The following is a 23,168-nucleotide window of genomic DNA, read 5'->3' as shown; positions in this document are numbered from 1 at the left end:
ATGTTATCATTCGGTAACGTCGTAATCTCCCATCTCCGGCACCGCTTTGACCTGAGTCAATACGCTCAATCCGGCGCCGCCAGCGCCATGGCCTTGATCTGCGCGTACACCGCATCGCCCACATTCAGGCCGAGCGCATCGAAGGATTTGCGGGTGATGCTGGAAAGCAGCCTGACCCGCCCCACACCCAGCACAAGGTTGACATGCGGCCCCGCCGAAGCCTCGGCGGCCAGAATGCGCGCGGGCAGCGTGTTCAGGATGCTGCTGCCCTGCGGCTGGCCCTTGCAGATGCTGACATCGCTGGCGCGGATGCGCAGGCGCACCGGCGCGCCAGCCGGGCCAGGTTGACCGGGCACGATGAGCGCCAGATCCTCCCCGCCGCAGACGGTGAGGCCATAAACCTCGTCATACGCGCCGGCGCGCAGTTCCAGAACCACGGCGGCATCCTGCCGCGCGGCGAAGGGCAAGGCCGGGTCGGTGAGCAGCGCGGCCAGCTCCCCAGTGGCGGCGACACGGCCATCAGCGCGCATCAGCACGAGGTGGTCGGCCAGCCGCTCGATTTCGGCCAGATCATGCGAGACATGGATCGCCGGCACCGAGAACAGCCGCGACAGTTCCCGCAGCTTCGGCAATATCTGGTGCGCGCTGTCGCGGTCGAGCGCGGCCAGGGGCTCGTCCAGCAGCAGCAGCCTGGGCTGCGCCAGCAGGGCACGGCCAATCGCCACGCGCTGGCGCTCACCGCCGGAAAGCCCCTCTGGGCTGCGGTCCAGCAGCTTTTCCAGCCCGAGGCTCCCGATGACGGCATCTTCCGTGATGCGCGCCACACCGCCCCCGGCCCGGCGCAGGCCGAAACGCAGATTCTCCCGCACCGAGAGATGCGCGAACAGCCGTGAATCCTGGAACACCACGCCAAGCGGGCGGCGATAAGGCGGCAGGAAGACGCGCCCATCCTGCCAGACTTCCCCGCCCACCCGCAGGTAGCCGCCCGGCAGCCGCAGCAGCCCGGCCAGACAGCGCAGCAGCGTCGTCTTGCCGCAGCCGGACGGGCCGAACAGCCCGGTTATGCCCTGGGCGGGGATTTCCAGCGCCGCGTCGAGCGAGAACGCCCCAAGCCGCCCGGCGAAGCGCGCGGTGATCATGCGCGCAGCCTGGCCATGCGCTTCTCGGCCAACAGGGTGACGAGGATGACGACGAAGGAAAACGCCGCCATGCCTGCGGCCAACGCCCCGGCCTCGGACCAGCGCAGCGTCTCGACATCGTTAAAGATGACGATGGAGAGCAGCTCGGTCTTGCCGGGGATGTCCCCGCCGATCATCAGCACCATCCCGAACTCGCCGAGCGTGTGGGTGAAGCTCAGGATCGCGCCGGTGATGATGCCGCCCTGCGCCAGCGGCAGGATGACGGAACGAAACGCATCCCAGGGCGAGGCGCGCAGGGTCAGCGCGGCCTCCCACGGCGCCGGGCCGATGGCCTGGAAGGCGTTGCGCACCGGCTGCACCATGAAGGGCAGCGAGTAGATGACCGAGCCGATGACAAGGCCGGTGAAGCTGAAGGCCAGGGTGCGCAGCCCGGCCAGGGCCAGCAGCGGCGCGAACGGCCCGTACGGGCCGAGCAATAAGAGCAGGTAGAACCCCAGCACCGTGGGCGGCAGCACGATGGGCAGCGCGATCACCGCGCCCAGAACCTCGGCCCACCACCCCTTCGCCCGGGCCATCCCCCAGGCGATGGGAACCCCCAGCGCCAGCAGCAACGCCGTGGTGACCGCCGCCAGCTCCAGCGTGAGGATGATGGCGGAGGTCATGTGTGGCTAGGGTCCCGTCGCGTAGCCATAGCCGAGGATGACGGCGCGTGCCTCCGGCGTTTGCAGATAGGCGAGGAAGGCCTTGGCCGCGGGGTCGGCCTCGCCCGCTTTCAGCAGCACGGCGTCCTGGCTGATCGGCTTATACAGGCTTTGCGGCACCAGCCAGGAGGAGCCAGTATTCACGTGCACCACCTGGGAAAGCGCCACGAAGCCCAGCTCCGCATTGCCGCTGGCGGCAAACTGGTAAGCCTGGGTGATAGACTCGCCCGTGACGAGCTTCGGCGCCACTGCGTCATAATCGCCGAGCGCCTTCAGCGCCTCCACCGCCGCCGCGCCATAAGGGGCGGTCTGCGGGTTGGCGATGGCGAGATGCGCGAAGCGCCCCGTGCCCAGCACCTTGCCCTGGGCATCGACGAAGCCCGGCTGCGCGCTCCACAGCACCAGCCGCCCCACGGCATAGGTGAAGCACGTGCCCGGCACGGCCAGCCCCAGCGCCTCCAGCTTTTGCGGCCGCGCCTGGTCAGCGGAGAGAAACACCTCATAGGGCGCGCCCTGCGTGATCTGGCTCAAGATCTGCCCAGAGGCGCCAAAGCTTAGCACCAGCGTGTCTCCGGTCTTCTGCTCGAAGGCGGCGGCGAGGCGCTTCGCCGGCTCGGTGAAATTGGCGGCAACGGCGATGGAGGTCTCGCCCGCCCGGGCCGGAGCGGACAGCAGGCAAAGCGCCGCTGCGCATAGCGGCAGCAATCGGCGGCGTAGCGACAGGTTTTGCATCATCAATCCTCCTCTCTTTGTTGTAAGCTGAAAGGCCAAATCCCGGCAATTCGGCGGCGCCATGCAGCCCTGTCCTGGCTTCTATTGATCCCCGGGCGGTGAGAGCATAGGTTGCGCCATCCCCGCCGCGCGCTGCGCGGCTTTGTTATTGGCGCCGCCGGCCCTCCCGGCCGGAATTTGATGGTCTAGCATGAGAATTTTGTTCGCTTTCGAAAACCCTCTGCCCAACGCCGAGGCTGATGCCGAGGTGTTCGCCACGACTGCCAAATATCTCGGCCCGCTGACCGAAGGCTCCTGGCTGCACGCGCCTGTCGCCGCGGGCTCCACGCCCGAGGTGGTGAGCCGCGCGGTGGGCATGCCGATCGTCCGGGCCTGGGCCCCGCTGAAGCCCGCGGCGCTGCGGCATTTCTGCTGCGGGCTGACCATTCCGCTGCGCCGGGAATTCCGCCAGGCGGACCTCGTCTATACCCGCAACCTCTGGGTGGCGTGGATGTCCATCCTGTCCGGCCAGCGCGTGGTGTTCGACCATTACCGCCCCTGGCCTGACCAGATCCCGCCGCTGCAATTCTGGCTGTACAAGCTGTTCACGCATGAGCGGTTCCTCGGCAGCATCTGCCATTCGGAATACACGCGGCAGAAATACATCGAGCTCGGCGTGCCCGCCGCCAAGCTGCATTGCGTGCATAACGGCTTCGAGCCCGCGCGTTTCGAGGCGGCGATCCCGCTCGACGAAGCCAAGCGCCAGATTGGCGTGCCGCCCGAGACCAAGACCGTGGTCTATACCGGTCGCATCAACCACAAGAAGGGGCTGGAGCTGGTCATCCGGGCCGCGCGCCAGCTGCCCGAGCTGCTGTTCATCCTGGTCGGCTCCTATGGCGACGGCCCGATCGAGCGCCTGGCCGCCGAGCTGCCAAATGTCCGCGTCGTGCCCTGGCAGACCGAGGCGACGCTGGGGCGCTACATCTTCGCGGCCGATGTGCTGCTCATCCCGCCCTCGCTCCAGCCTCTGGCCAAGTTCGGCTCCACCGTGCTGCCGCTGAAGCTGTTCTTCTATCTCGGCTCCGGCCGGCCGATCCTGGCCGGGGACACGCCGGATGTGGCCGAGGTGCTGCGCGCTGACGAGACCGCCCTGCTCTGCCAGCCGGATTCGCTGGATGCGCTGGTGGACGGGCTGCGGCAACTGACCACCGATGAGGCTCTGGCCGCCCGCCTCGCCGCCGCGGCCCAGGCGCACAGCCGGAACTATACCTGGGAAGCCAGGGCGCGGAAAATCGCCAATATTATCGCCAACTGGCGGCAATCCGCCCCGCCGGCGCCGGGCAGCTGGGGCCGCGGGCAATCGCGCAACTGGCTCGGCCAGTCCCGCCGCTGGTTCGTCCACTTCGCGCGCACACGCTCCTGGATCCTGCCGCCGGGCGCACTGGCCCCGGCTGACAAAACCCCGCCGCGCTGAATGGCGGAAGAGCGTAACGCGCCGGAAGATGCCATGGCGCAGCAGCGCCGGGCTCTGGGCCGGGGGTTCAACTGGCTGGGCGGCGCCACGATCATCGCCAAGGTCACGGATTTTTCCACTATCCTGGTAGTCCTGCTGTTCCTGAGCAAGCAGCAGGTCGGCATCGGTTCGCTGGTCGTCTCGATCGGCATGGTCGTCGAGGCGTTCGACGGTCTGGGCACCGGCGACGCGCTGGTGCAGGCCCGTTCCGTCACGCGCCGGCAACTCGATTCATTATTCTGGTTCATCCTCGGCGCGGCGGGCGTGGTCGCGGCGCTGACGCTGGCCGCCGCCCCGGCAATACAGGCCATCTACGGCGTGCCGGGCATGGCGGCGTATTTCATCGCGGTGGCGGCGAAACAGCCGCTGGTCGGCGCAGCGGTAATCCCGCTCGCCCGGCAGAACCGCGCCCTGCGCTACGAGCGGATCGCCATCGTCAATGTCGGGGCGACGTTCGGCGCGGCGCTGGCGCGGGCCGGCATCGCCCTGGCAGGCGGCGGGGTCTGGGCGCTGGCCGGAGGCTACGCGGCGAGCGGCGTGTTCATCCTGGCGGGCGCGCTTCTGGTCAGCCCCTTCCGGCCGCGGCTGCACTTCAACATGGCCGAGATCGCGCCGCTGCTGCATTTCGGCCTGCGCTCCTCCTCGGCCAACATCTTCGAGCAGATCTTCAAGAACATCGACTTCCTGCTCGTCGGCTGGTTCTACGGCGCGGCACCGCTGGCCGTGTACCGCGTGGCGTTCGACGTGGCGATGGAACCGGCGATGGCCATCGGCACCATCATCAACCGCACTGCCCTGCCGGTGTTCGCCAGGGCCGCCGCCGTGCCGGAGCATCTCACCGGGGCGCTGCTCTGGTCGCTGCAACGGCTCACCGTGCTGAACGCGCCGCTGATGGCCGGGATTCTGCTCCTGGCCACCCCACTCACCGGCTTGCTGCACGATAGCCAAGGCCACAGCTACGCCGCCGCCGCATTGCCGATGCAGATCCTCGCTTTGGCGGCCATATTCCGGATAACCTCGCAACTGCTCACCCCGGTGCTGCTGGCCACGGGCCAGCCCGGCCGGGCGGCCAGGCTCTCAGCCGCGACCTTGGCGCTGCTCGGCACCGGCATTCTCGCCGCCGGGCTGAGCTTCCCGGCGCGCACCGGCATTGTCGCCGTCTCAGCGGTCTGGCTCGCCGTGTACCCGCTGCTGCTCGGCTGGGGCATGCTGTACCTGTACCGCCACTGGAAAATCCGCCCCGGCGCGCTGGCACGCCCTTTCCTCGCCCCGGGCCTCGGCATCGTCATCATGCTGCTGGGCGCGGAAACGGCCCGGCATTTCGCAGCACCTTACGGGCCGGAGGTGCAGATCGGCATCGCTTTGGCCGCGACGCTGCTGACCTATGCCGGGCTCTCGCTGCATGCGCGCACGATGCAGCACGCCGCGGTGACCGTGGCGCAGGAGACCTAGCCGGGTGGAGCCGGAATATTAATTAAGGCTGACTCATCCTTCACTTGCAACGGCCGATGCCGATCCTGTTCTGTAACGTTCTGGAGGAGACATGGACCAGTTACATCAGATGGGTTGCCTGTGCGGCAGGGGGCATAGCTGGCCGCGCCGGGATTTTGTACGGAGCGGCATAGGCGGGCTGATCGCCACCGCCGCGATTGGCGCGGCATTTCCGAAACTTGCCTGTGCGCAGACCACGCTTGCACCAGATGCCGCGTTGCAGGCACTGCTGGACGGCAATGCACGGTTTGCCAAGCATCAGCTGACATCATGCAGCAATGATCTGGCGTTGCTAAAGCAAAACACCGTGGCCAAGCAGGAACCATTCGCCGCCGTGTTGTCCTGCGCGGATTCACGGGTTCCGGTGGAACTGGTGTTCGATCAGAGCATCGGCCAGCTTTTCGTGACACGGGTGGCGGGCAATATCGCATCGCCGGACATCATCGCCAGCCTGGAATATGGCGCGGCGGTGCTGGGGACAAAGGCGATTTTAGTGCTCGGCCACGCTAATTGCGGCGCGGTGAAGGCCGCCATGGCGGGCAAGGCCGTTCCCGGCCAGATCAGTGCGCTCTACGCGCCCATCCAGCCCGCGGTGGAGGCGGCTGGCGGCAATCTGGAAGCCGCGATAAAGGCCAACGCAAAAAATCAGGCGAACCTGCTGGCCACCGCATCGCCCGTGCTGGCGGGACTGATCCAACAAGGAAACCTGAAAGTCGCAGCCGGTTACTATGCTTTGGATACCGGAACAGTTACCCTGCTTTAGCAGGCCACAAAAATTTGTCTTTATTGTTCCTCGTCCAGCACGCGCGAGGCGCTGCCCAGCCGCCACCAGCGCAGCCTGGAGATGTCGAGCAGCGTCTCGCCCTTGAGCGTGTAAAGCGTCTCGCGGCGCCCTGCCGGGGGTTGGGCGTAGAGCGTCTCGTGCCGCGGCCAGCGATAGGAAAGAATCCAGGTCCAGGCACCGTGGCGCAGATAGACCCAGCGCCAGCGGCGGGCCAGTGTGGTATCGGGGCGGACGATCCGGCTCTGCGCCCAGCATCGCCGGGCGGCTTCCTGCCTGGCCAGTGGCCAGCTCAGCGGCGCTGCGTAGTTGGAGAACCAGATCGTGTAGCCCAGCTCCGCCTGCAACGCGGCGACGGCACGGTACACCTGGACATGCTCGGGATGCCCGTACTCGCCCCAGGGGTTGTGCGTATAGACATCGGCGCACCCGGCCAGCACCGGGCGCAGCGCCGCCACCAGGGCGGTGAAATTCACCTCGTAGCGGGCCCGCCCGGCTTCATCGGCGATCTCGATGCCATAGGGCGTGGACCGTGTGTGCTCCCAGTCCACCAGCTTGCGCGTACCACTCTCGGGCAGCTTGAGGTCGGTAAGGTTGGGCAGGTTCAGCGCCGCGACGGCGCGGCGGCGGGCGGCGGAACGCTTCGGGTTGCCGAACAGATCACCGAAGCAGAAGACGATCCGCTCCGCCGAGGCCAAGGCGGAACTCAGCCAGAGGATCTCGTCATCCGGATGCGCCACGACCACGGCGCTTTTGCGCGGCGTCATGCCCCCTCCAGCGCGGCGTCGTAGAGATCTTCCAGCGCCGCCGTCTGCCGGGTGATGTCGAAGTCCCGCTCCGTGCGCTGCCGTGCCGCCGCGCCCAGCCTCCGGCGCAGCGCCTCGTCATCCAGCAGGGCCAGCATCCGCGCCGCCAGAGCTTGCGGATCGCGCTCCGGGACCAGGAAGCCGGTTTGCTGATCCGCCACCACCTCGGGGATGCCGCCAAGCGCCGAGCCGATGACCGGCACGCCGATGGCCGCCGCTTCCAGCGTGACCATGCCCAACCCCTCCACCCGCCCGGAGGCGGTGCGCACGCTCGGCAGCACCAGCATGGAAGCACAGCGCATCCGCGCCAGCACCTGGGCATGCGCCATCGCGCCGAGGAATTCTACGCGGTCCGCCACCCCGCAGGATTGTGCCAGCCTTTCCAGCTTCCGGCGCAACGGGCCATCGCCGATGATGACAAGCCGGGCGGCAGGATGCTGTTGGGCCACTTCGGCAAAGGCGCGGATGAGGTATTCGGTGCCCTTCACCTCCACCAGCCGCGCCACGTGCAGGATCTCCGGCATTTCCTCGGCGGCCTCGCGTTGCTGGACCGCGCCGCAATCGACCCCGATATAGTGCACCCTCGTGCGCTCCGGCGGGAAACCCATCGCCAGCAGCCGCTCGCGGATGAAGCCGGAGGCGCAGAGGAAAAGATCCCCTTGCCGGGCCAGGCGGGAGCGACGCAGCGCATAATGCGTATAGGCCGGCGAGCCGAGCAGTGCTGCGGTGGAGAGCGTGGCGTCGAAGCCGTGGAACGTCGTGACGAGCGGCACGCCGAGACGCGCCGCCAGCGGCAAAGCATAAACGCCCTCGACCCCGAAATGCGCGTGGATCAGCGCCGGGCGGCGGCCCGCCAGCAGGCGCTCATACGGGGCCGGGTTCATCGTCAGCATCTGCCGGGCGACGAAGGGGATCGGCCAGCCTTTGACCAGATCTTCCAGCGCCAGGGACTCCGCCCCCGGCGGCGGCGCGCCGTAACGCAGCCGCCCCACGTAAAGCGGCCGGTAGCGGCGCAGATGCTCCGCCTGCTCGGTGATGAACGGCTCCGACACCTTGAACAGGTTGTGGCGGAAGATGGCGACTTGTTGCATCTGCCTCTCCGGCCCGGGCGGCGCTCCGCCCCCGCCCCTACTTCGCCGAGACGAAAACGGTTTCGCCCTGCTTCTGTCCACGGGCGGGGGAAATCAGCCCCAGCTCCCGGCCTGCCTCAGCGAACATGGCGATGGCATGGTCGATCTGCGCGGAGGTATGCGCGGCGCTGACGCTGGAGCGCAGCAAGGCGAGGCCCTTCGGCGTGGCGGGCGGCAGGCTGACATTGGTGTACAGCCCGGCATGAAGCAGCCGGGACCAGAAGGCGAACGCCGCTTCCGGGCTGGGCATGACCGTGGAAACCACCGGGCTCGGCTCGGGCCCGACCGTGAAGCCAAGCGCGGCCAACCCATTATAGAGCCGGTTGGCGTTCTCGCTGAGCTGACGGCGCAGGCCGGGGCGGGTCTGCACCTGATGCAGCGCCTCCAGCGTGGCCGCGATCACGCCCGGCGGAAGCGAGGCGGTGAACATATACGGCCGGGTGACAACGCGCAGGATATCGAAGCCCTCGGCATCACTGACGCAGAACCCGCCGACGCCGCCGAGGCTCTTGGAGAAGGTGCCGACGACGAAATCCACATCCCCCTCGACGCCAGCGGCTTCCGCGAGGCCGCGCCCGTTCTCGCCGAGCACGCCAAGCGAATGCGCCTCGTCCACCACCAGATAAGTGTTGGCATATTCGCGCTTCACCGCGGCGAATTCGCGCAATGGCGCGGTATCGCCCAGCATGGAGTAGATGCCCTCGACGACAATGACCTTGTCGCCCGGCGTGCCCTCGAGCCGGCGCAGGCGGTTGGCCAGATCCTCGGGGCTGTTGTGGCGGAAGCGCGTCACCTGGGCGTGGCCGAGCCGCGCGCCATCGTAGATGCTGGCATGCGAATCGGCATCCAGGATCAGGTGGTCGTCCTTGCCCGCCAGCGTGGAGAGGATGCCAAGATTGGCCTGGTAGCCGGTGGAGAACACCATGCCATGCTTGCGGTTGTAGAAACCGGCGAGCGCGCGCTCCAGCTGCTTGTGGCCGTCATAGCTGCCATTGGCGATGCGCGACCCCGTGGTGCCGGTGCCGTACAGCTCCGTGGCCTCCACGGCCTTGGCGATCACGGCGGGATCGTAGGTCAGGCCGAGATAGTTGTTCGTGCCCAGCAGCAGGACCGGGCGGTCCTTGATCATCGCCTCGGTCGGCGAGAGCACGGAATCAAACGACACGTTGAAGGGGTTCGCGCCAGCTTCTTCAAGCTGGCGGTACTGCGCCGCCAGGGGCGCGAACTTAGAAAAAAGCGACATAAACTAGGAGCCAGACCTCAAGTTTTGCATGGCTGCGATCAGATCGCCGACCGTCTCGATCTCAGCGATCTTGTCCAGAGGCACGGACATATCCAGACGATCCTCGATCTCCATCACGAAATCCATGACCGCGACGGAATCGAGGCCAAGATCCTCGACGATATGCGTCTTTTCGGTAATTTCAACCGGCTTCGGCAAAGACGAGCGCAACGTCTCGAAAATGATCTCACGGATATCACCGACCAAAGCACTCATGCCCCTGCTGCCAGACTGTTGGTTGAATTCGCCCGCGCGCACACGATGCTCCGCGCAATGACAATTTCATAACAACGCCTATACATGCCAAGGCAAATTATTTAAAGAGCGGGCAGGTCGCAATTACTGTCTTTTAAAGGCAGGCTCTTGAGCCCCATGTGCGGCATGCCGCCGGAAAGGCTGAGAGAAAGCGCCGGCAAGACCGGGAATGAATGGTTTAACGCATTGATCCTCAACCGTTATCTGACCCGGGAAATCGGCCGGCCCTTCGCCGTCATCCTCGGCGTTCTTTGCGTCCTGTTCGGCGGCTACAGCGTTGCCAGTATTCTCTCGGATGCCGTCAGCGGGTTGCTGCCCGCCGTCACCATCATGGAGTTGACCGGCCTCAAGCTGCTCATCGCGCTGGATGTGCTGATACCGATCTCGCTGTATTTCGCGGTCCTGCTTTCCTTTGGCCGGCTGTATGGGGATTCTGAATTCACCGCCATGGCCGCTCTCAGCGTCCGGCCGGCGCAAATCGCGCGAGTGGTGCTCTCCCTCGCCGGGGTCATCGCCCTGGCGGTGGCCACCCTGTCGCTCGTGGCGCGCCCCTGGGCCTACCGGACGGCGCACACCATAACCTGGCAAGGCGCCACGAGCCTGAACGTGAACGCGATGCAGGCCGGCACCTTCTACACCAGCGAGGATGGCGAGCGCGCAATCTTCCTCACGCATCGCGCCGGGCCGGGCACGCCGGCACAGGATGTGTTCGTGCGGCGCAAGCTTGCTGACCACACCGAGGTCATTTTCGCCAGGCTTGCCGCGCCGCTGCAGCAAACAACCGCGGATGGTAAGAACCAAGTCTATCTCACCGACGCGCATGTCTATGAAATCGACCCTGTTAATCCGCAGAACGACCAGATCCTCAATGCGCAGGGCCTCATCCTGGACCCGGAGAGCGCGCCCGGCGCCGCGCCGGCATACAACCCGATCACCGCGAACAGCACCGACCTGATCTGGTCCAGCGTGCCGCGCGACATCGCCGAACTGCAATGGCGGCTATCCACCCCCATCTCCACCCTTCTGCTCGCCCTGCTGGCCGTGCCGCTGAGCCGTACACGGCCCCGGCAGGGGAAATACGCCAAATTCGGCCAGGCGATTCTGGTCTATGCCGGTTATTACCTGCTCTGCACCACGGCGCGCACATGGGTGGAGCACGGCATGATCAGCCAGTTCCCCGGCATCTGGTGGGCGCCCGCCCTGCTCGGGCTGGTTCTGCTCCTGGCCATGACCGCCCCGCATTTGTTCAGTAGGCGGCACAAAATCTCCACGTCCAACACGCCTCTGAGCCTGGGCGCGCCATGAGCCTGCTCGAACGTTATCTTGTTGTTGCCGTGCTGCGCGGCATCCTGCTCATTGCCGCGGTGCTTACAGTACTGTTCAGCCTGCTCGCCTTTGTCGAGCAGCTCGGCTTTGTCGGCCAGGGGCATTACAGCGCGGCAGATGCGCTCATCTGCGTGCTGCTCACCGCGCCGTACCGCGTGGTGCAGGTGGCGCCAGTGTCCATGCTGCTTGGCAGCCTGCTGGCGCTCGGCGGGCTCGCACGGAATTCGGAGCTCACCGCGTTCCGCGCCGTGGGCGTCTCAGAGGCCCGCATCGTCGGCGCCGTGCTGAAACTCGCCGTGCCGGTCAGCATCGCGCTGTTCCTCATCGCGCAGTTCGTGATCCCACCGGGACAACTGCTCGCCCAGCGCCTGCAAGCTACCGCGTCGGGCGAAGCAGCGCCTCTGCGCAGCGCCAGCGGGTTCTGGGTGGAGCACGACCGCCAATATCTGAACGTGCAGCTTTTCGGCTACGGCAACGTGCCCGAGAATATCGACATCTATACCTTTGGCGGCGATGGCAGCCTGACCAGCTATGTCCACGCCAAACGCGCCGAGATCGAGCCCGACGGCACATGGCTTCTGACTGGCGTGCTGAAAAAGACCGTTAACGCCACGCAGTTCACGACCACAAAGCTGGACACGCTACCCTGGCCGTCATTCATCTCCTCGCACCAGATGCAACTGCTGATGCTGCCGCCGGAGATGATGCCGCCAGTGGCACTGTACAAATATATTGGCGAACGCAAGCGCCTGGACCAGCAGGCGCAGCGCGATGAGCTGACCTTCTGGACGATGGTCAGCATCCCCATCTCGCTGTTCGGCATGGTGATAATCGCCGCGCCATTCGCCTTTGGCGCGCAACGCATGCAAAGTGCCGGGCGGCAACTGCTCATCGGCGCGCTGCTGGGGATCGCGTTTCAGATCAGCCAGCAGGTCATCTTCTATCTGGGCCTGCGGATGAGCCTCAACCCCGCCATCACCGCGCTGACGCCATCAGTCGCGCTGCTGGCATACGCCTCGTATCTGCTGCGGCGAACCTATCTCGAACTGCGCTAGATCAATATGCGTTTACGTCGAACCGGACGGTTCGACATAAACACATGAGATTGCTCGCCAAAACACAAAGTTAGAGCCTGATCGTTTGAGGTTGAATCGCTTTTCGATTAAACCTCAAACGTGAATCAGTCTCTTATCAATAAGTTAGAGTGCGTTCAGCCAAACACTGAACGCTCTAAGATCTAGCTTCTGCCTGCCAGATCGAGAAACATCCGGTAGCGCCGGCGCTGCCCCGAAAGCAGACCTGCCAGAATGGCGCTGAAGCCGAAAATCTCGAACAGGAAATAGAACATCGGCATCCCCGCCACGGCGAACAGAAAAATCGCAATGGTACGGTAATTCGCCGAGAGGATCGCCCAGCGCCGGACAGACGGCGCAAAAACCTCGCGGTAATCCTGGCGCAAGACTGCCTCACGCTCCGGCCGGGCGGCCAGAATGGCCTCGAGGTCGCGGTTGAACGCTGCCGCACCGCCGGTGGTCACAATCTGCACCCGCGTGTACAGGCCGTTCAGCACATTGGCCGCGCGCTTGAGCATAGGCTGCCCCTCGCGCTCTGCCTTCGGCGGATGCAAATCTGGCAGCGCCGCGGATTTCCGCCCCCAGCCCCAGAAATTATACTGCTGGCGCTGCAACTCATACGCGGCGGACTGCACAGCATGGCAAAGGCCAGAGACCGCCACCAAGCCCCAGACCCAGCTGCCGATATAGTCGCTGAGCGTCAGCGCCACGCCGACATAGACCGCCGTGAAGGTCACATAATCGCAGATGCCGTCGATGATCTTGCCGAACTCGGACTGCGCGTTGGTGAGCCGGGCGAGCTGGCCGTCGGCCCCGTCCAGCACATGCCAGGTCAGCATCAGGACAAAGCCGAGCACGCAGCACCAAGTGCTCTGGTACCAGTGATAGGCGAGGCCCGCCGCGACACCACAGCCCATGCCGGCCAAGGACACCGCATTGGGCGAAATGCCCAGCCGCGCGCAATGCGGCACGATCCACGCGGAGAGCGGATGGATGACGTAGAGGTTGGTCGGCTCCTCGATTTCCGAGGTGCGGCGCACGGGCTCGGCGTCAGCCGCGGCCCGCGGCGGCTCGCCGGGGATTCCCTGCTGCATGGCGGAGGCTACAGCTGCCCGGCTTCGAGCAACTGCTCCGCCTTGGCAAACGCGGCGGGGTCATCGACATCGACCCAGAGACGGTTCTGAATGTCGAAGACGCGGGCCTTGTTCCACTCAGCCAGCACGTTCATGGCGCCGGAGATGCTGTCATCGCCCCGCGCCTGGCTCTCGGCCAGGGCGTCGAACATCACCGGCGTGCAGCGGAACACGCCCGTGTCGAAGCAATTGAAGTCGCGGATGACCTTGCCGATTTTCAGCAGCCTGCCATCCTGGCACTTCACCCGCGTCACGTCCTCGGGGTCGTTCAGCGGGCTGTCGATGTTGAAATCCACGCCCAGCGTCACGGTGTCCGGCTCGGATGGTGCCGCCATCAAGCCACGGAAGATCTCCGGGTCCACCAGATGGTCGCACATCGTCAGCAGGAACGGCTCGTCGAGATACTGCTTGGCCGTGAGCACGGACACACCATTGGCGCGGTCCCAGGCACGGTTGAAGATACGGGTGATGCGCACGCCGGTCCGCTGGGCAATTTCGCCAAGCTTGTCCTGCAGCGTTTCCGCCCGGTAGCCGGTGACGACGAGAAACTCGTCGACCCCGGCAGCGTGGGCATTCCCGATCACGCGCTCGATCAGCGGAACGCCCTTGATGGGGATCAAGGGCTTCAGCTCACCCTTTTCCCGCAGCCGCGTCCCCTGGCCGGCCGCGACGATCAGGCATTTCATGCGACGACGGAAACCTTCACCGGCTCGGGGCGGCGCTTGATGAACTCTTCCGTCATGTCATACGCCACATCATCGGTGTACTGCACGGGCGGATGCTTGCAGAAATAGGCGCTCGGGCCTTCCAGCACGCCACCGATGCCGTGTTCCAGCGCCAGCTTGCAGCAGCGGATCATGTCGATGACCACGCCGGCGGAGTTCGGCGAATCCTGCACCGAGAGGCGGAGCTCCAGGTCCATCGGCACGTCGCCGAACAGGTGGCCTTCCATGCGGATGAAGCAGACCTTGTTGTCGTTCTGCCAGGGCACGTAGTCGCTCGGGCCGACATGGATGTTCTCGCTGTCCAGACGGTCCTTGGTCACGGCCTGCACCGCCTCGGTCTTGGACTTCTTCTTCGAAGCCAGGCGCTGCTGGTTCTTCATGTTCAGGAAGTCCGTGTTGCCGCCGGTGTTCAGCTGGTAGGTCCGCAGCAGCTTGACGCCACGCTTGGCGAAGATATCCGTCAGCACGCGGTGCGTGATGGTGGCGCCGAGCTGGGACTTGATGTCGTCGCCGATGATCGGGAGGTTGCGGGCCGCGAAGCGGTCGGCGAAGCTCTTATCGCTGGCGATGAACACCGGCATGTTGTTGATGAAGGCAATGCCCGCCTCCAGCGCGCACTCGGCGTAGAAGCGCGCCGCCTGCTCGGAGCCGACCGGCATGTAGTTCAACAGGACATCGGTACCGCTGCGCTTCAGCTCGGCCACGATCTCGGCCTTGGTCAGCTCCGCGGCATCGGAACGGACGAAAGTGCGGTCATCCTCATAGGCCGACATGTGCTCGGAGATGCCATCCAGCACCTGGCCCATGCGCACGATCACGCCGCTGTCGGGGATCTCGGCCTGGAACACCGTGGTGCAGTTCGGCTTGGCGAAAATGGCGCGGCTCACATCGACGCCAACCTTGCGGGCGTCGACATCGAAGGCCGCGACGACATCGATATCACAGGGCCGGTAGCCCCCGATCTCGGTGTGCATCAGCCCGATAACGCCCTCGCGGCAGCGCTCCGGAGTGTAGTAGTGGATGCCCTGAATCAGAGAGCTCGCACAATTCCCGATCCCGGCAATCGCAATCCGGATGCGGCCTTTATTCGCCATGATGAACCTCGTCCACGAAAAAAAATTTAGTCAAACAACGAAAACAGGCAACGGCGCGAACCGCCACGACCACCCCACCTGCCAAGGCAGGGGCCGCAACTGCGCCGTTCATTTGCTCCGCCCGGGCTTCAAACCCCTGGCAGCCTTCACCCCGACCTCCGTCGTCCCCAATCCAACTCTCTCCTGCCAGCGCAGCACCGCCAACCCACGACCTTGATCACTCAACGCCTCGGCCGCGCAACCCTCTGCCCGGCCTACCTGCCTTGCAATCTCCGGCCAGTGGCGGAAACAACTACAGGGTTAGGTCATAAACACTGCGCTTATGGTAGTGGGTTAGCCTACAATGTTGGTGAGTGTGTCGCAAGCATTACAGCGGACTTACCCATAAGGTCCGACGAAATCAGGCCAGCTCGGGGAGGCCGGAGATGGCCGAGCAGACCAGAGCGCTGTAGAGTTGGCTGTTCTGGTGCTCGCGCACATAGCCAGGGCTGATGCGGGCGACATAGGGTTTGCTGCGTACCGAGGCATACCAATGCACTACCAGGGTTTCCGGCGGCAGCACCTGCTCCAGCCTAGCGCCGCGGCTGGGCCTAAACCAGTGCTCCGAGATCTCCGGCGCCAACGGGTAGAAAACCGGGGGCGGATGGATGGTAAGCTCCTCTGCCGAGTAATGGCTGATAAGCGCCTGTAGCAGGTCTGGCCCCAGCGCGTAGGGCTCAGTCTGGCGCTCCTGCGGCAGCGCCAGCATGGCCCTCAGATACGCCGCGAACAGGGTCGCCCCCGGCGCCGCGCCCATCACGGCATTGTTCACACCGGGAAAATACCAGCCCTCGACTCGCCGGAACGCCTGCCAGCCGCCCGGCAGCAGGCGCATGGCCTTGCGCATCAGGTCCAGCGCCAGATGCCGTACCCAGACAAAGGGAGAGCGTGACGTGCGAACCGCATGCGGCCAGACGATGAATTCCGAGCCAACGAATTGCGGCACACCGAGCAAAGGCCGCAGCGAGGCGACGGTGATGGTGTCCAGATCGAGATAGATGCCGCCCTGAAGGTACAAAATCGCGGCGCGCAGCACATCCGCCCGCATCACCGGACTGGTGAGCCTGGCGTAAAGCGAGGTCAGCCCCTCCCCCAGGCCAAGCAGCGCCTGCGCGCGGGTGAGGCATGCCAGCGGGTTGGTATGCTCCAGGCGCACGCCTGGGGCCTGCTGCAAGGCGCGCAGCACAGGGCCGTCCTCGAGTTCATCGGTATGGTGCAGCACCACCGCATCCATCCCGCCTTGCTCGGCGGCGGAGAGCACGGCGAACGCATAGGCCCAGGGCAGGCGCTTGCCGATCCAGCAGAAATGCACGCAGGCGGGAATGTTCATGCTGGGCTTGGCCGCCAATCATCGGGTCATAAACGGGCGCGGTAGATAGGCTGGCACGGGACTGGCCGTCAACCGCCGCCTGCCGGGCGCAACCCGGGTACATTGCCGCGGCATTGCCATTCCAGCCCGACTCTGTTAGCCGGGAAAACCGTATCAACGCCATACCCCCGTGTAGATGACAGAGCAATCACCAACCCAGTATTCAGGGCAAATCATGCGCTACGCCGATTTCGGTACCATTGCCGAGGCGTTGGACTATGCCGCCCAAGGTGATGCTGGCTTCAACTTCTATTCCGGCAAGGGGCAGCTGGTTGAAGCTCTGCCGTATCGCCGCCTGCGCGAGCAGGCCATGGGCCTTGCCGCCCGCATGCTGGGCGCCGGGCTCAAGCCTGGAGACAAGGTCGCGCTGATCGCGGAGAGCGATGGCGATTTCTCCCGCGCCTTCTTCGCCTGCCAATATGCCGGGCTGGTACCCGCCCCGCTGCCGCTGCCGGCGGCGTTCGGCGGCAAGGACGGTTATATCGCCCACCTGCGCCGCATGGTTACAAGCGCCCATGCCGACGCCCTGCTCGGCCCGGCCGTGCTGGAGGCCTGGCTCGGCGAGGCGGCGAACGGGCTGAACCTCAGGCTGGCCGGCACCTTCGCGCTGCTCGACACCGTGCCCCCCAGCAGCGAGCCCCTGCCGGCGCAAGACGCCAATACCCTCGCCTATCTGCAATTCTCATCTGGCAGCACCCGCTTTCCGCTCGGCGTGGCGGTGACGCAGCACGCCTTCATGGCCAATGCCCATTACATGGCGCGTTACGGGCTGGCGGTGACCGCCGAGGACCGCTGCACCTCATGGCTACCCTACTATCATGACATGGGGCTGGTCGGCTTCTTCCTGATGCCGATGGCCTGCCAGCTCTCGGTGGATATTCTGCCGACGCGCGAATTCGCCCGCCGCCCGCTGCTCTGGCTGGACCTGATCGGCCGCAACCGCGGCACGGTCTCTTTCAGCCCGTCCTTCGGCTACGAGCTGTGCCTGCGCCGCGCCGAAACCGCCTCCATCGACGGGCTGGACCTCTCCAGCTGGCGTCGCGCCGGCATTGGTGGCGACATGGTGCGCCCCGGCGTGCTCACACGCTTCGCCGAGCGCTTCGGCCCGCAGGGCTTCTCCACCGGCGCTTTCGTGCCCTGCTATGGCATGGCGGAAGCCACACTGGCACTCAGCTTCACCCCGCCCGGCCAGGGTGCGCTGCAGGATGTCATCGACGGCACGATCCTGGAGCGGGAGCACCGCGCCATGCCCGCGAGTAAGAACACGGCGCGCACGCGCAGCTTCGTGCTGTGCGGCCGCATGCTGCCGGAACACGAGGCCGAAGCCCGGGACGAACGGGGGCAGATTCTGCCCGACCGCCATGTGGGTCGCATCTATGTGCGCGGGCCAAGCCTGATGCTCGGCTATTTCGGCGAACCAGAGGAAACCGAACGGGTACTGGCGGCGGATGGCTGGCTCGACACCGGCGATCTTGGCTATTTCGTCGACGGGCAGCTCGTCATCACCGGGCGGGCCAAGGACCTCATCCTCGTCAATGGCCGCAATGTCTGGCCGCAGGACCTGGAATGGGCGGCGGAGGCGGACATCACGCTCCTGCGCAGCGGCGATGTCGCGGTCTTCTCCGTGGATAACGGCGTGACGGAAGAGGTGGTGGTGCTCGTGCAGTGCCGCACCACCGACATGGCGGCGCGCGAGGCGCTGATCCACGAGATCACCAAGTTCTTCCGTGGCCGGCATGGTCTGGAAACGCGGGTGGTACTGGTGCCGCCGCGCAGCCTGCCGCAAACCTCGTCCGGCAAGCTTAGCCGCAGCCGCGCCCGCGCAATGTATCTCGAAGGCGCCTTCCAGCCGGCCAAGACCTCCAACGCGGCATGACCCGGCCCACCGTTGCCGTTACCGGCGCAACGGGGTTTCTCGGGCTGCATCTGGTGGCGGCGCTGGCAAAGGCGGGCGCGCATATCCGCGTTCTGGCCCGGCGCGACCCGGCTCATGAATTCTGGCGCGGCATAAGCTTCGAGACCATCCGAGGCAGCCTGGAGGACGAAGCCGCCCTGGCCCGCCTCACCGAAGGCGCGGATGCGGTGATCCATGCCGCCGGACTGATCAAGGCACTGAACCGCGCCACATTCCTGCGCACCAACCGCGACGGCACGCAGGCTGTGGCCACCGCCGCGCGGCGCCACGCCCCGGCGGCACGCTGCGTCATCATCTCCTCCCTCGCCGCCCGGGAACCGCAACTCTCCTCCTACGCCTTCAGTAAACGCGCCGGGGAAGACGCGGCGCGGAACGTTTACGCGGACGCGCCGGAGCGCTTGGTCATCATCCGGCCGCCCGCCATTTACGGCCCCTGGGACCGGGAGAGCCTGGCAATTTTCAAAGCTGCGAAGTCGCCCATCGTGCCGCTCTTCAGCCGGGGCCGCGTGGCGATAATCCACGCCACGGATGCCGCGGGCGCCATCACGCAACTGGCCCTGGGCGCGGGCAAGGCCGGGCTTTACGCCCTCGCCGACCGGAGGCCGGAAGGCTATGAGATGCGCATGCTCCTGACCGAGGCGGCACACGCCCTGGGCCGGCGCCAGCCGCGCTTCATGCCCGTGCCGGCGCCACTGGTGCGCCTCGCAGGCCAAGCCTCGGGGGGTTGGGGACAGCTGCGCGGGCAGGCCCCCGTGTTCACGGCTGAAAAAGCGCGGGAAATCCTGCACCCGGACTGGTCGGTCTCCCCTGCCGAGGCACTGCCCGCCAGCATCCATCAGCCGCGAATCGGCCTGGCCGAAGGCTTCCGCCAAACCGCCACCTGGTACCGGGAGAAAGGCTGGCTCGGTTAGAGTTGTTTCTCGTAGATACGGTAGGTCTTGTAGGCCGTCGCGCCCAGGCTCTCGTTCATCCGGCGCATCGGCAAATTGTCCTCGAGAATCCAGGACAGCTCGATATGGGTGAAGCCCCGCTTCAGCCCCTCACGGCGCACCATGTCCACCATCAGGAACGGCAACAGGCCGCCGATCATGTCATTCGCGGCGGAACGGCGCACGCCCATCAGCGGCACGCGGGCGGTTTTCACGCCCTTCACCTTCAGCCGCCAGAGCAGCCTGGCCCAGCCGAAGGGCAGAAGCTTGCCGTCCAGCCCGCGAATCGCCTCGTTCAGGTTCGGCAGCGCGATGAGGAAGCCGACCGGCTTGCCGTTGCGCTCCACCACGCTGGTCAAATGCGGGTTGAGCAGCGGCTTCAGCGATTTCGCCAGGTAGTCCGTTTCCGTCTCGGTGAGCGGCACGAAGCCCCAGTTATTGGCCCAGGCATCGTTGAAGATGCTGGTGACGGTACGGATTTCCTCGTTATAGCGCTCGAAATCGATCTGCCGGACGGTGAGTTCCTTGGGCAGCGGACGGTCGAGCAGCCGGCGCACGCTGGCGGGCACGTCGACGGTCATGTCGTAGAGATAGGCGTAGACGTCCTTCTCCTTCACCAGCCCCAGCTGCTCCAGCCGGGGGCCGATATAGGCCTTGTCGTGGCCCATCAGCAGCATTGGCGGCGTGTCGAACCCCGCCACCAGCAACCCTGTTTCCTCATTGATGTTGAGGTTGAACGGCCCCTGCATGCGCCGCATGCCCCGGGCACGCAGCCAATCCGCCGCGGTGTCCACCAGCGCCTTGAAGATGGCGGGATCGTCCTCGGCGGCGATCATGCCGAACTGACCGGTGCCATCCGGGCGCAGGGCCAAGCCTTGCTGGTCGATTTGCGCGCTGATGCGGCCGACATCGCGGCCATCCTTCTGCGCCAGCCAGAACTGCACCTCGGCATGGCCGAAGAACGGATTCTTCGGCGTCAGCGCCTCCTGGCGCTCCAGATGCAGCGGCGCGATGTATTGCGGGTCATCGCGGTGCAGGCGTTCAGGGAGAAGGATGAAACGGTCGAGCAGCGCCCGGCCGGCAACCGGGATGATCTTGATATCGCTCACGAAGCCGATCCAGCACCGGCTTCGCGCTCCATGGCGGAGCGGGGCCTGTCCCGCGGCGGCGCGCCGGTGATCTCCATCACCCACGGGTAGCGCCGCGCCTCGTCCAGGTCGTAGCCCAGATTGAACACGGTGGCGCTCTTCGGACAGTCGCGCGCGCCAGCGGCGTAGGTGCCGAGCATCCGGTCCGGCGTGAAGCTAACGATGCCGAGATTGATCTTCTCGTTATGGAAGTGGTGCAGCAGATGCTCGCGTTTCATCTTCTGGATGAAGCGGCTCTTCGGCTTATAGTTAAGGTGCTGGATGCAGTGGAAGAACTCGTACACGCAGGTGGTGGCCAGCGCGGTGGCAAAGGCAACCAAAGCACCAGCCCAGCCGCCAATGACATAGCCGATCGGCCCGGTGATGACGAGCATGGTGGGAATGGTGTTGAGCGGCGAGCCGAACAGCACTTCCAGTAGGTGCGGGTCCTGGTGATGGTCGAAATGGATGCGCTTCCACAGCCCGGCCGACCACTTCATCCGGTAGAGCCAGCGGCCGTGCAGGATATACTGGTGCAGGCCGTACCAGACGAAGGGATAAACGAGGCAGACGGCCAGGATCGGCAGCGCGATATCCTGCCAGCGCCGAGCGAGGCAGAGAGCCGCCCCGCCGGAAAGCACGGTCAGGAAAGCGTAGAGATTGATCGCGGGGTAAGTCAGGTAAGCCCGCCACAGATCGGGCAGCGTCATCCGCCCAAGATCGTAGCTCCGCCCATGCCAATGCCGGCCCCAAGCAAGTTTTTCCGCCATGCTGCCTTTACCGCCTATCCTGTTCCTCAAGCGCAGTGCCCCGCGCCTCACAGTAGGTGGATAGCAGCGCCATACCCGGCTGGCTAGCCGGGCTGCGAGGCTTTTGGCGGGGCGGGGACCCAGATGACGATTTCCGGCGTGCGCAAAGCTGGGCTGTAATGCTGCGCCAGGGCCTGCAGGAACGCCTTGGAGAACCGGGTCGTGCGCTTCGGGTTGCCCAGGTCGATATCGCCGATCTCCACCGCGCCGAAGCGCTGGGACTCGACCATGGCCACAAAATCCTGCGGATCGAGCTTGCCCAGGTTGATCTGGTCCTGGACATGGTAGGGATCGAACGCGGAAGGCTTGCCCGCCTCGTCGCACATCAGCAGATTCTCGCACACCACCGGGCCGGATGCCTGGCGCAGCAACGCCACCCCGGCGGCGAAGTCCGCCTCGTGCTGCGGCAGTTCCCGCCACTCAATGGCGCCCGAGACAATGCTGTCCGGCAGCTTGCTCAGCGGGAACAGCAGCTGGCTGAGCGGGAACAGCATGGGCAGCACGCAGAGCAGGGCGACTCGGCGCGGGGTGACACGCCCGGGCGTGGCGAAATATTCGCCACCGGCGATCACGGCGATAACCGCGTCGAGCAGGACCGCCTCGAAGAAGAGGTTGCGGCTCACGCCGTCGCCGCCAGCCCAGATGAAGGCCAGAACATGTGCGGCGGCCCAGCTCCAAGCCAGCGGGCGGCGGCGCTCATCGCGCCGGTTGCGCCAGGCCCAGGCACCAGCGAGAAGTACGAAGGGCAGGAAGATGATCAGATAGGTGCCGATATTATGCAGCGTATCGCTCAGATCATACGCGCGTGGCTGCAGCATGTGTGCCAGGAAATACGGGCCATCGAGGCGGATCGTGCCCAGCAGCAGCACGCCCGCCGCCAGCGCCCCCGCGCCAACCCAGGGGATAAGGCGCCGCCAGTCCCGCCCCGCCAGCAGGGCAAGCCCCGCTCCCAGCGGCAAGGCGATAAGGTTATGCTTGATGAACACCGCCAGGGCAAAAAGCGGCGCGGTGCGCCACACATCCCGCCCCTCCTGCACGGCACGGACGAAGGCGTAAATCCCGCCCAGTTCGAAGACCATGCCGAGCAACTGCGGATCGTTCACGCCGATCCGCCTGGGCATCCACATCTCCAGCCACAGCGCAAACAGCAATCCCGTACAGGTGCCAGCATAGCGCGCAGGAACAAACAAACGCGCCAAAGCGCCGGCCAGCACACAAACAGCAACCAGGGCGGCGAGGGAGAGAAACCGCCCGGTCTCGTTGGCATCGCCCGTGAGGAGACTCAGCAGGCCGATAATATGAAAGGAGAGCGGCGGGTAATTGGTGATATCCAACCCTGGCGGGGCGGCATAGAGCGGCAGAAAATGCGCGGCCTGCTGCTGCCGGAGCGCGTTCCACCCTTCATCATAATCGAACTGCACCATGGCGGTGCTGCGCAGCACCAGCGGCCAGCCGATAACCGAAACCAGGACGGCGAGGACTGCCGCCGCAACCTTCCAGACTCGCTGGCCTGACTGTGCGATAACCGAGGGCAGTCCAGCTTGGTCGAACAAAAACGTCTCCGCGCAGATATTTAGTGGAGTTGCACGAAAGCCAGCACCATACCAGCCGCCCGGACGCCCCTCACAATTGATCGCGGCCTCCTATATCCTTATGTTTTCAATATGGCAGCCGAAACATGTGTTACAAAAGATCACGGAATTTACATGAATATTTTGAAACATTTTCCGCAATTTTTGAAACACGAATTTGCTCTGCTGGTTTTCCTGGCTGCCGGCTATTTTTTCTACGCCAACACAGACCAGCATTCCGCCTCCGCA

At 65.3% G+C, this 23,168-nt stretch carries 21 protein-coding genes; 7 read left to right on the top strand and 14 right to left on the bottom strand.

Going from position 1 to position 23,168, the window contains the following annotated elements; all coding sequences use genetic code 11:
* Positions 1-65: 65 nt before the first annotated feature.
* The 3 genes from modC to modA are packed head-to-tail and all read right to left on the bottom strand — an operon-like array spanning position 66 to position 2,575.
* Positions 66-1,139 (bottom strand): molybdenum ABC transporter ATP-binding protein, encoded by a 1,074-nt coding sequence (modC, locus tag ACLPJJ_RS09175; protein ID WP_443590672.1) that lies wholly within the window; start codon positions 1,137-1,139, stop codon positions 66-68.
* Positions 1,136-1,801 (bottom strand): molybdate ABC transporter permease subunit, encoded by a 666-nt coding sequence (gene modB / locus ACLPJJ_RS09170; protein ID WP_443590671.1) that lies wholly within the window; start codon positions 1,799-1,801, stop codon positions 1,136-1,138. The genes modC and modB overlap by 4 nt, the downstream gene beginning before the upstream one ends.
* Before the next feature lie 6 nt (positions 1,802-1,807).
* Positions 1,808-2,575, bottom strand: a complete 768-nt coding sequence (gene modA, locus ACLPJJ_RS09165) for a molybdate ABC transporter substrate-binding protein (protein WP_443590670.1) — start codon at positions 2,573-2,575, stop codon at positions 1,808-1,810.
* Between the two features lie 187 nt (positions 2,576-2,762).
* On the opposite strand from modA, the gene ACLPJJ_RS09160 reads away from it, so the two are divergent.
* From ACLPJJ_RS09160 to ACLPJJ_RS09150, 3 genes are all read left to right on the top strand, one after another.
* On the top strand, positions 2,763-4,025 hold the full coding sequence (locus ACLPJJ_RS09160) for a glycosyltransferase (RefSeq protein WP_443590669.1): 1,263 nt from the start codon (positions 2,763-2,765) through the stop codon (positions 4,023-4,025).
* Positions 4,026-5,516 (top strand): oligosaccharide flippase family protein, encoded by a 1,491-nt coding sequence (locus ACLPJJ_RS09155; protein ID WP_443590668.1) that lies wholly within the window; start codon positions 4,026-4,028, stop codon positions 5,514-5,516.
* A 256-nt stretch (positions 5,517-5,772) separates the two neighbouring features.
* Positions 5,773-6,318 (top strand): carbonic anhydrase, encoded by a 546-nt coding sequence (locus ACLPJJ_RS09150; RefSeq protein ID WP_443590667.1) that lies wholly within the window; start codon positions 5,773-5,775, stop codon positions 6,316-6,318.
* A 20-nt stretch (positions 6,319-6,338) separates the two neighbouring features.
* Here the strand turns inward: ACLPJJ_RS09150 and ACLPJJ_RS09145 are convergent, their stop codons facing one another.
* Genes ACLPJJ_RS09145 through ACLPJJ_RS09130 form a run of 4 tightly spaced genes read right to left on the bottom strand, consistent with a single transcriptional unit; the run spans position 6,339 to position 9,770 of the window.
* The gene (locus ACLPJJ_RS09145) at positions 6,339-7,103 is read right to left on the bottom strand and encodes a PIG-L family deacetylase (protein ID WP_443590666.1); all 765 of its coding nucleotides are present in this window, start codon (positions 7,101-7,103) and stop codon (positions 6,339-6,341) included.
* Entirely contained in the window at positions 7,100-8,233 is a 1,134-nt protein-coding gene (locus tag ACLPJJ_RS09140; RefSeq protein WP_443590665.1) for a glycosyltransferase, read from the bottom strand. Before ACLPJJ_RS09140 ends, ACLPJJ_RS09145 begins: the two co-directional genes overlap by 4 nt.
* Before the next feature lie 37 nt (positions 8,234-8,270).
* The gene (gene spt, locus ACLPJJ_RS09135; protein ID WP_443590664.1) at positions 8,271-9,515 is read right to left on the bottom strand and encodes a serine palmitoyltransferase; all 1,245 of its coding nucleotides are present in this window, start codon (positions 9,513-9,515) and stop codon (positions 8,271-8,273) included.
* 3 nt (positions 9,516-9,518) lie between these two features.
* On the bottom strand, positions 9,519-9,770 hold the full coding sequence (locus ACLPJJ_RS09130; protein WP_443590663.1) for an acyl carrier protein: 252 nt from the start codon (positions 9,768-9,770) through the stop codon (positions 9,519-9,521).
* Between the two features lie 225 nt (positions 9,771-9,995).
* On the opposite strand from ACLPJJ_RS09130, the gene lptF reads away from it, so the two are divergent.
* Together lptF and lptG are read left to right on the top strand one after the other, a co-directional pair.
* Positions 9,996-11,114 (top strand): LPS export ABC transporter permease LptF, encoded by a 1,119-nt coding sequence (gene lptF / locus ACLPJJ_RS09125; RefSeq protein ID WP_443590662.1) that lies wholly within the window; start codon positions 9,996-9,998, stop codon positions 11,112-11,114.
* Positions 11,111-12,190 (top strand): LPS export ABC transporter permease LptG, encoded by a 1,080-nt coding sequence (gene lptG / locus ACLPJJ_RS09120; protein ID WP_443590661.1) that lies wholly within the window; start codon positions 11,111-11,113, stop codon positions 12,188-12,190. Before lptF ends, lptG begins: the two co-directional genes overlap by 4 nt.
* 182 nt (positions 12,191-12,372) lie before the next feature.
* Here the strand turns inward: lptG and ACLPJJ_RS09115 are convergent, their stop codons facing one another.
* From ACLPJJ_RS09115 to ACLPJJ_RS09100, 4 genes are all read right to left on the bottom strand, one after another.
* Positions 12,373-13,302 carry a CDP-alcohol phosphatidyltransferase family protein gene (locus tag ACLPJJ_RS09115; RefSeq protein ID WP_443590660.1) on the bottom strand — a complete coding sequence of 310 codons (930 nt, stop codon included), beginning with the start codon at positions 13,300-13,302 and terminating at the stop codon, positions 12,373-12,375.
* Between the two features lie 8 nt (positions 13,303-13,310).
* Positions 13,311-14,027, bottom strand: coding sequence for a phosphocholine cytidylyltransferase family protein (locus ACLPJJ_RS09110; RefSeq protein WP_443590659.1), 717 nt, complete (start codon positions 14,025-14,027; stop codon positions 13,311-13,313).
* A complete protein-coding gene (locus ACLPJJ_RS09105) occupies positions 14,024-15,160 on the bottom strand; it encodes an inositol-3-phosphate synthase (protein ID WP_443590658.1) in 1,137 nt (378 codons plus the stop codon). The genes ACLPJJ_RS09110 and ACLPJJ_RS09105 overlap by 4 nt, the downstream gene beginning before the upstream one ends.
* A 400-nt stretch (positions 15,161-15,560) precedes the next feature.
* Positions 15,561-16,529: a glycosyltransferase gene (locus ACLPJJ_RS09100; RefSeq protein WP_443590657.1), complete on the bottom strand. Its 969-nt coding sequence runs from the start codon at positions 16,527-16,529 to the stop codon at positions 15,561-15,563.
* Positions 16,530-16,704: 175 nt separating this feature from the next.
* Between ACLPJJ_RS09100 and ACLPJJ_RS09095 the strand changes: the two genes are divergently transcribed.
* On the top strand, positions 16,705-18,444 hold the full coding sequence (locus tag ACLPJJ_RS09095; protein WP_443590656.1) for a fatty acyl-AMP ligase: 1,740 nt from the start codon (positions 16,705-16,707) through the stop codon (positions 18,442-18,444).
* Complete coding sequence (locus ACLPJJ_RS09090; RefSeq protein WP_443590655.1) at positions 18,441-19,394, top strand: NAD-dependent epimerase/dehydratase family protein; 954 nt, start codon at positions 18,441-18,443, stop codon at positions 19,392-19,394. Before ACLPJJ_RS09095 ends, ACLPJJ_RS09090 begins: the two co-directional genes overlap by 4 nt.
* Here the strand turns inward: ACLPJJ_RS09090 and ACLPJJ_RS09085 are convergent.
* The 3 genes from ACLPJJ_RS09085 to ACLPJJ_RS09075 form a co-directional block, all read right to left on the bottom strand.
* Positions 19,391-20,521 carry a dATP pyrophosphohydrolase gene (locus ACLPJJ_RS09085; protein WP_443590654.1) on the bottom strand — a complete coding sequence of 377 codons (1,131 nt, stop codon included), beginning with the start codon at positions 20,519-20,521 and terminating at the stop codon, positions 19,391-19,393. The genes ACLPJJ_RS09090 and ACLPJJ_RS09085 overlap by 4 nt on opposite strands.
* On the bottom strand, positions 20,518-21,309 hold the full coding sequence (locus ACLPJJ_RS09080) for a sterol desaturase family protein (protein ID WP_443590653.1): 792 nt from the start codon (positions 21,307-21,309) through the stop codon (positions 20,518-20,520). The genes ACLPJJ_RS09085 and ACLPJJ_RS09080 overlap by 4 nt, the downstream gene beginning before the upstream one ends.
* An 83-nt stretch (positions 21,310-21,392) precedes the next feature.
* Entirely contained in the window at positions 21,393-22,901 is a 1,509-nt protein-coding gene (locus ACLPJJ_RS09075; RefSeq protein ID WP_443590652.1) for an ArnT family glycosyltransferase, read from the bottom strand.
* Between the last annotated feature and the right edge of the window lie 267 nt (positions 22,902-23,168).

Source organism: Acidocella sp. (assembly GCF_052326845.1).
Lineage (GTDB): Bacteria > Pseudomonadota > Alphaproteobacteria > Acetobacterales > Acetobacteraceae > Acidocella.
This window is presented reverse-complemented; position numbering and strand designations above follow the sequence as displayed.

What these genes read in the sequence shown, in the direction of transcription:
- modA (WP_443590670.1), bottom strand. Translation starts at nt 2,575, where the DNA reads ATGATGCAAAACCTGTCGCTACGCCGCCGATTGCTGCCGCTATGCGCA.
- lptG (WP_443590661.1), top strand. Translation starts at nt 11,111, where the DNA reads ATGAGCCTGCTCGAACGTTATCTTGTTGTTGCCGTGCTGCGCGGCATC.
- ACLPJJ_RS09140 (WP_443590665.1), bottom strand. Translation starts at nt 8,233, where the DNA reads ATGCAACAAGTCGCCATCTTCCGCCACAACCTGTTCAAGGTGTCGGAG.
- ACLPJJ_RS09095 (WP_443590656.1), top strand. Translation starts at nt 16,705, where the DNA reads ATGACAGAGCAATCACCAACCCAGTATTCAGGGCAAATCATGCGCTAC.
- ACLPJJ_RS09090 (WP_443590655.1), top strand. Translation starts at nt 18,441, where the DNA reads ATGACCCGGCCCACCGTTGCCGTTACCGGCGCAACGGGGTTTCTCGGG.
- ACLPJJ_RS09155 (WP_443590668.1), top strand. Translation starts at nt 4,026, where the DNA reads ATGGCGGAAGAGCGTAACGCGCCGGAAGATGCCATGGCGCAGCAGCGC.
- ACLPJJ_RS09080 (WP_443590653.1), bottom strand. Translation starts at nt 21,309, where the DNA reads ATGGCGGAAAAACTTGCTTGGGGCCGGCATTGGCATGGGCGGAGCTAC.
- ACLPJJ_RS09105 (WP_443590658.1), bottom strand. Translation starts at nt 15,160, where the DNA reads ATGGCGAATAAAGGCCGCATCCGGATTGCGATTGCCGGGATCGGGAAT.
- ACLPJJ_RS09160 (WP_443590669.1), top strand. Translation starts at nt 2,763, where the DNA reads ATGAGAATTTTGTTCGCTTTCGAAAACCCTCTGCCCAACGCCGAGGCT.
- ACLPJJ_RS09145 (WP_443590666.1), bottom strand. Translation starts at nt 7,103, where the DNA reads ATGACGCCGCGCAAAAGCGCCGTGGTCGTGGCGCATCCGGATGACGAG.
- ACLPJJ_RS09100 (WP_443590657.1), bottom strand. Translation starts at nt 16,529, where the DNA reads ATGAACATTCCCGCCTGCGTGCATTTCTGCTGGATCGGCAAGCGCCTG.
- modC (WP_443590672.1), bottom strand. Translation starts at nt 1,139, where the DNA reads ATGATCACCGCGCGCTTCGCCGGGCGGCTTGGGGCGTTCTCGCTCGAC.
- spt (WP_443590664.1), bottom strand. Translation starts at nt 9,515, where the DNA reads ATGTCGCTTTTTTCTAAGTTCGCGCCCCTGGCGGCGCAGTACCGCCAG.
- ACLPJJ_RS09115 (WP_443590660.1), bottom strand. Translation starts at nt 13,302, where the DNA reads ATGCAGCAGGGAATCCCCGGCGAGCCGCCGCGGGCCGCGGCTGACGCC.
- modB (WP_443590671.1), bottom strand. Translation starts at nt 1,801, where the DNA reads ATGACCTCCGCCATCATCCTCACGCTGGAGCTGGCGGCGGTCACCACG.
- ACLPJJ_RS09130 (WP_443590663.1), bottom strand. Translation starts at nt 9,770, where the DNA reads ATGAGTGCTTTGGTCGGTGATATCCGTGAGATCATTTTCGAGACGTTG.
- ACLPJJ_RS09110 (WP_443590659.1), bottom strand. Translation starts at nt 14,027, where the DNA reads ATGAAATGCCTGATCGTCGCGGCCGGCCAGGGGACGCGGCTGCGGGAA.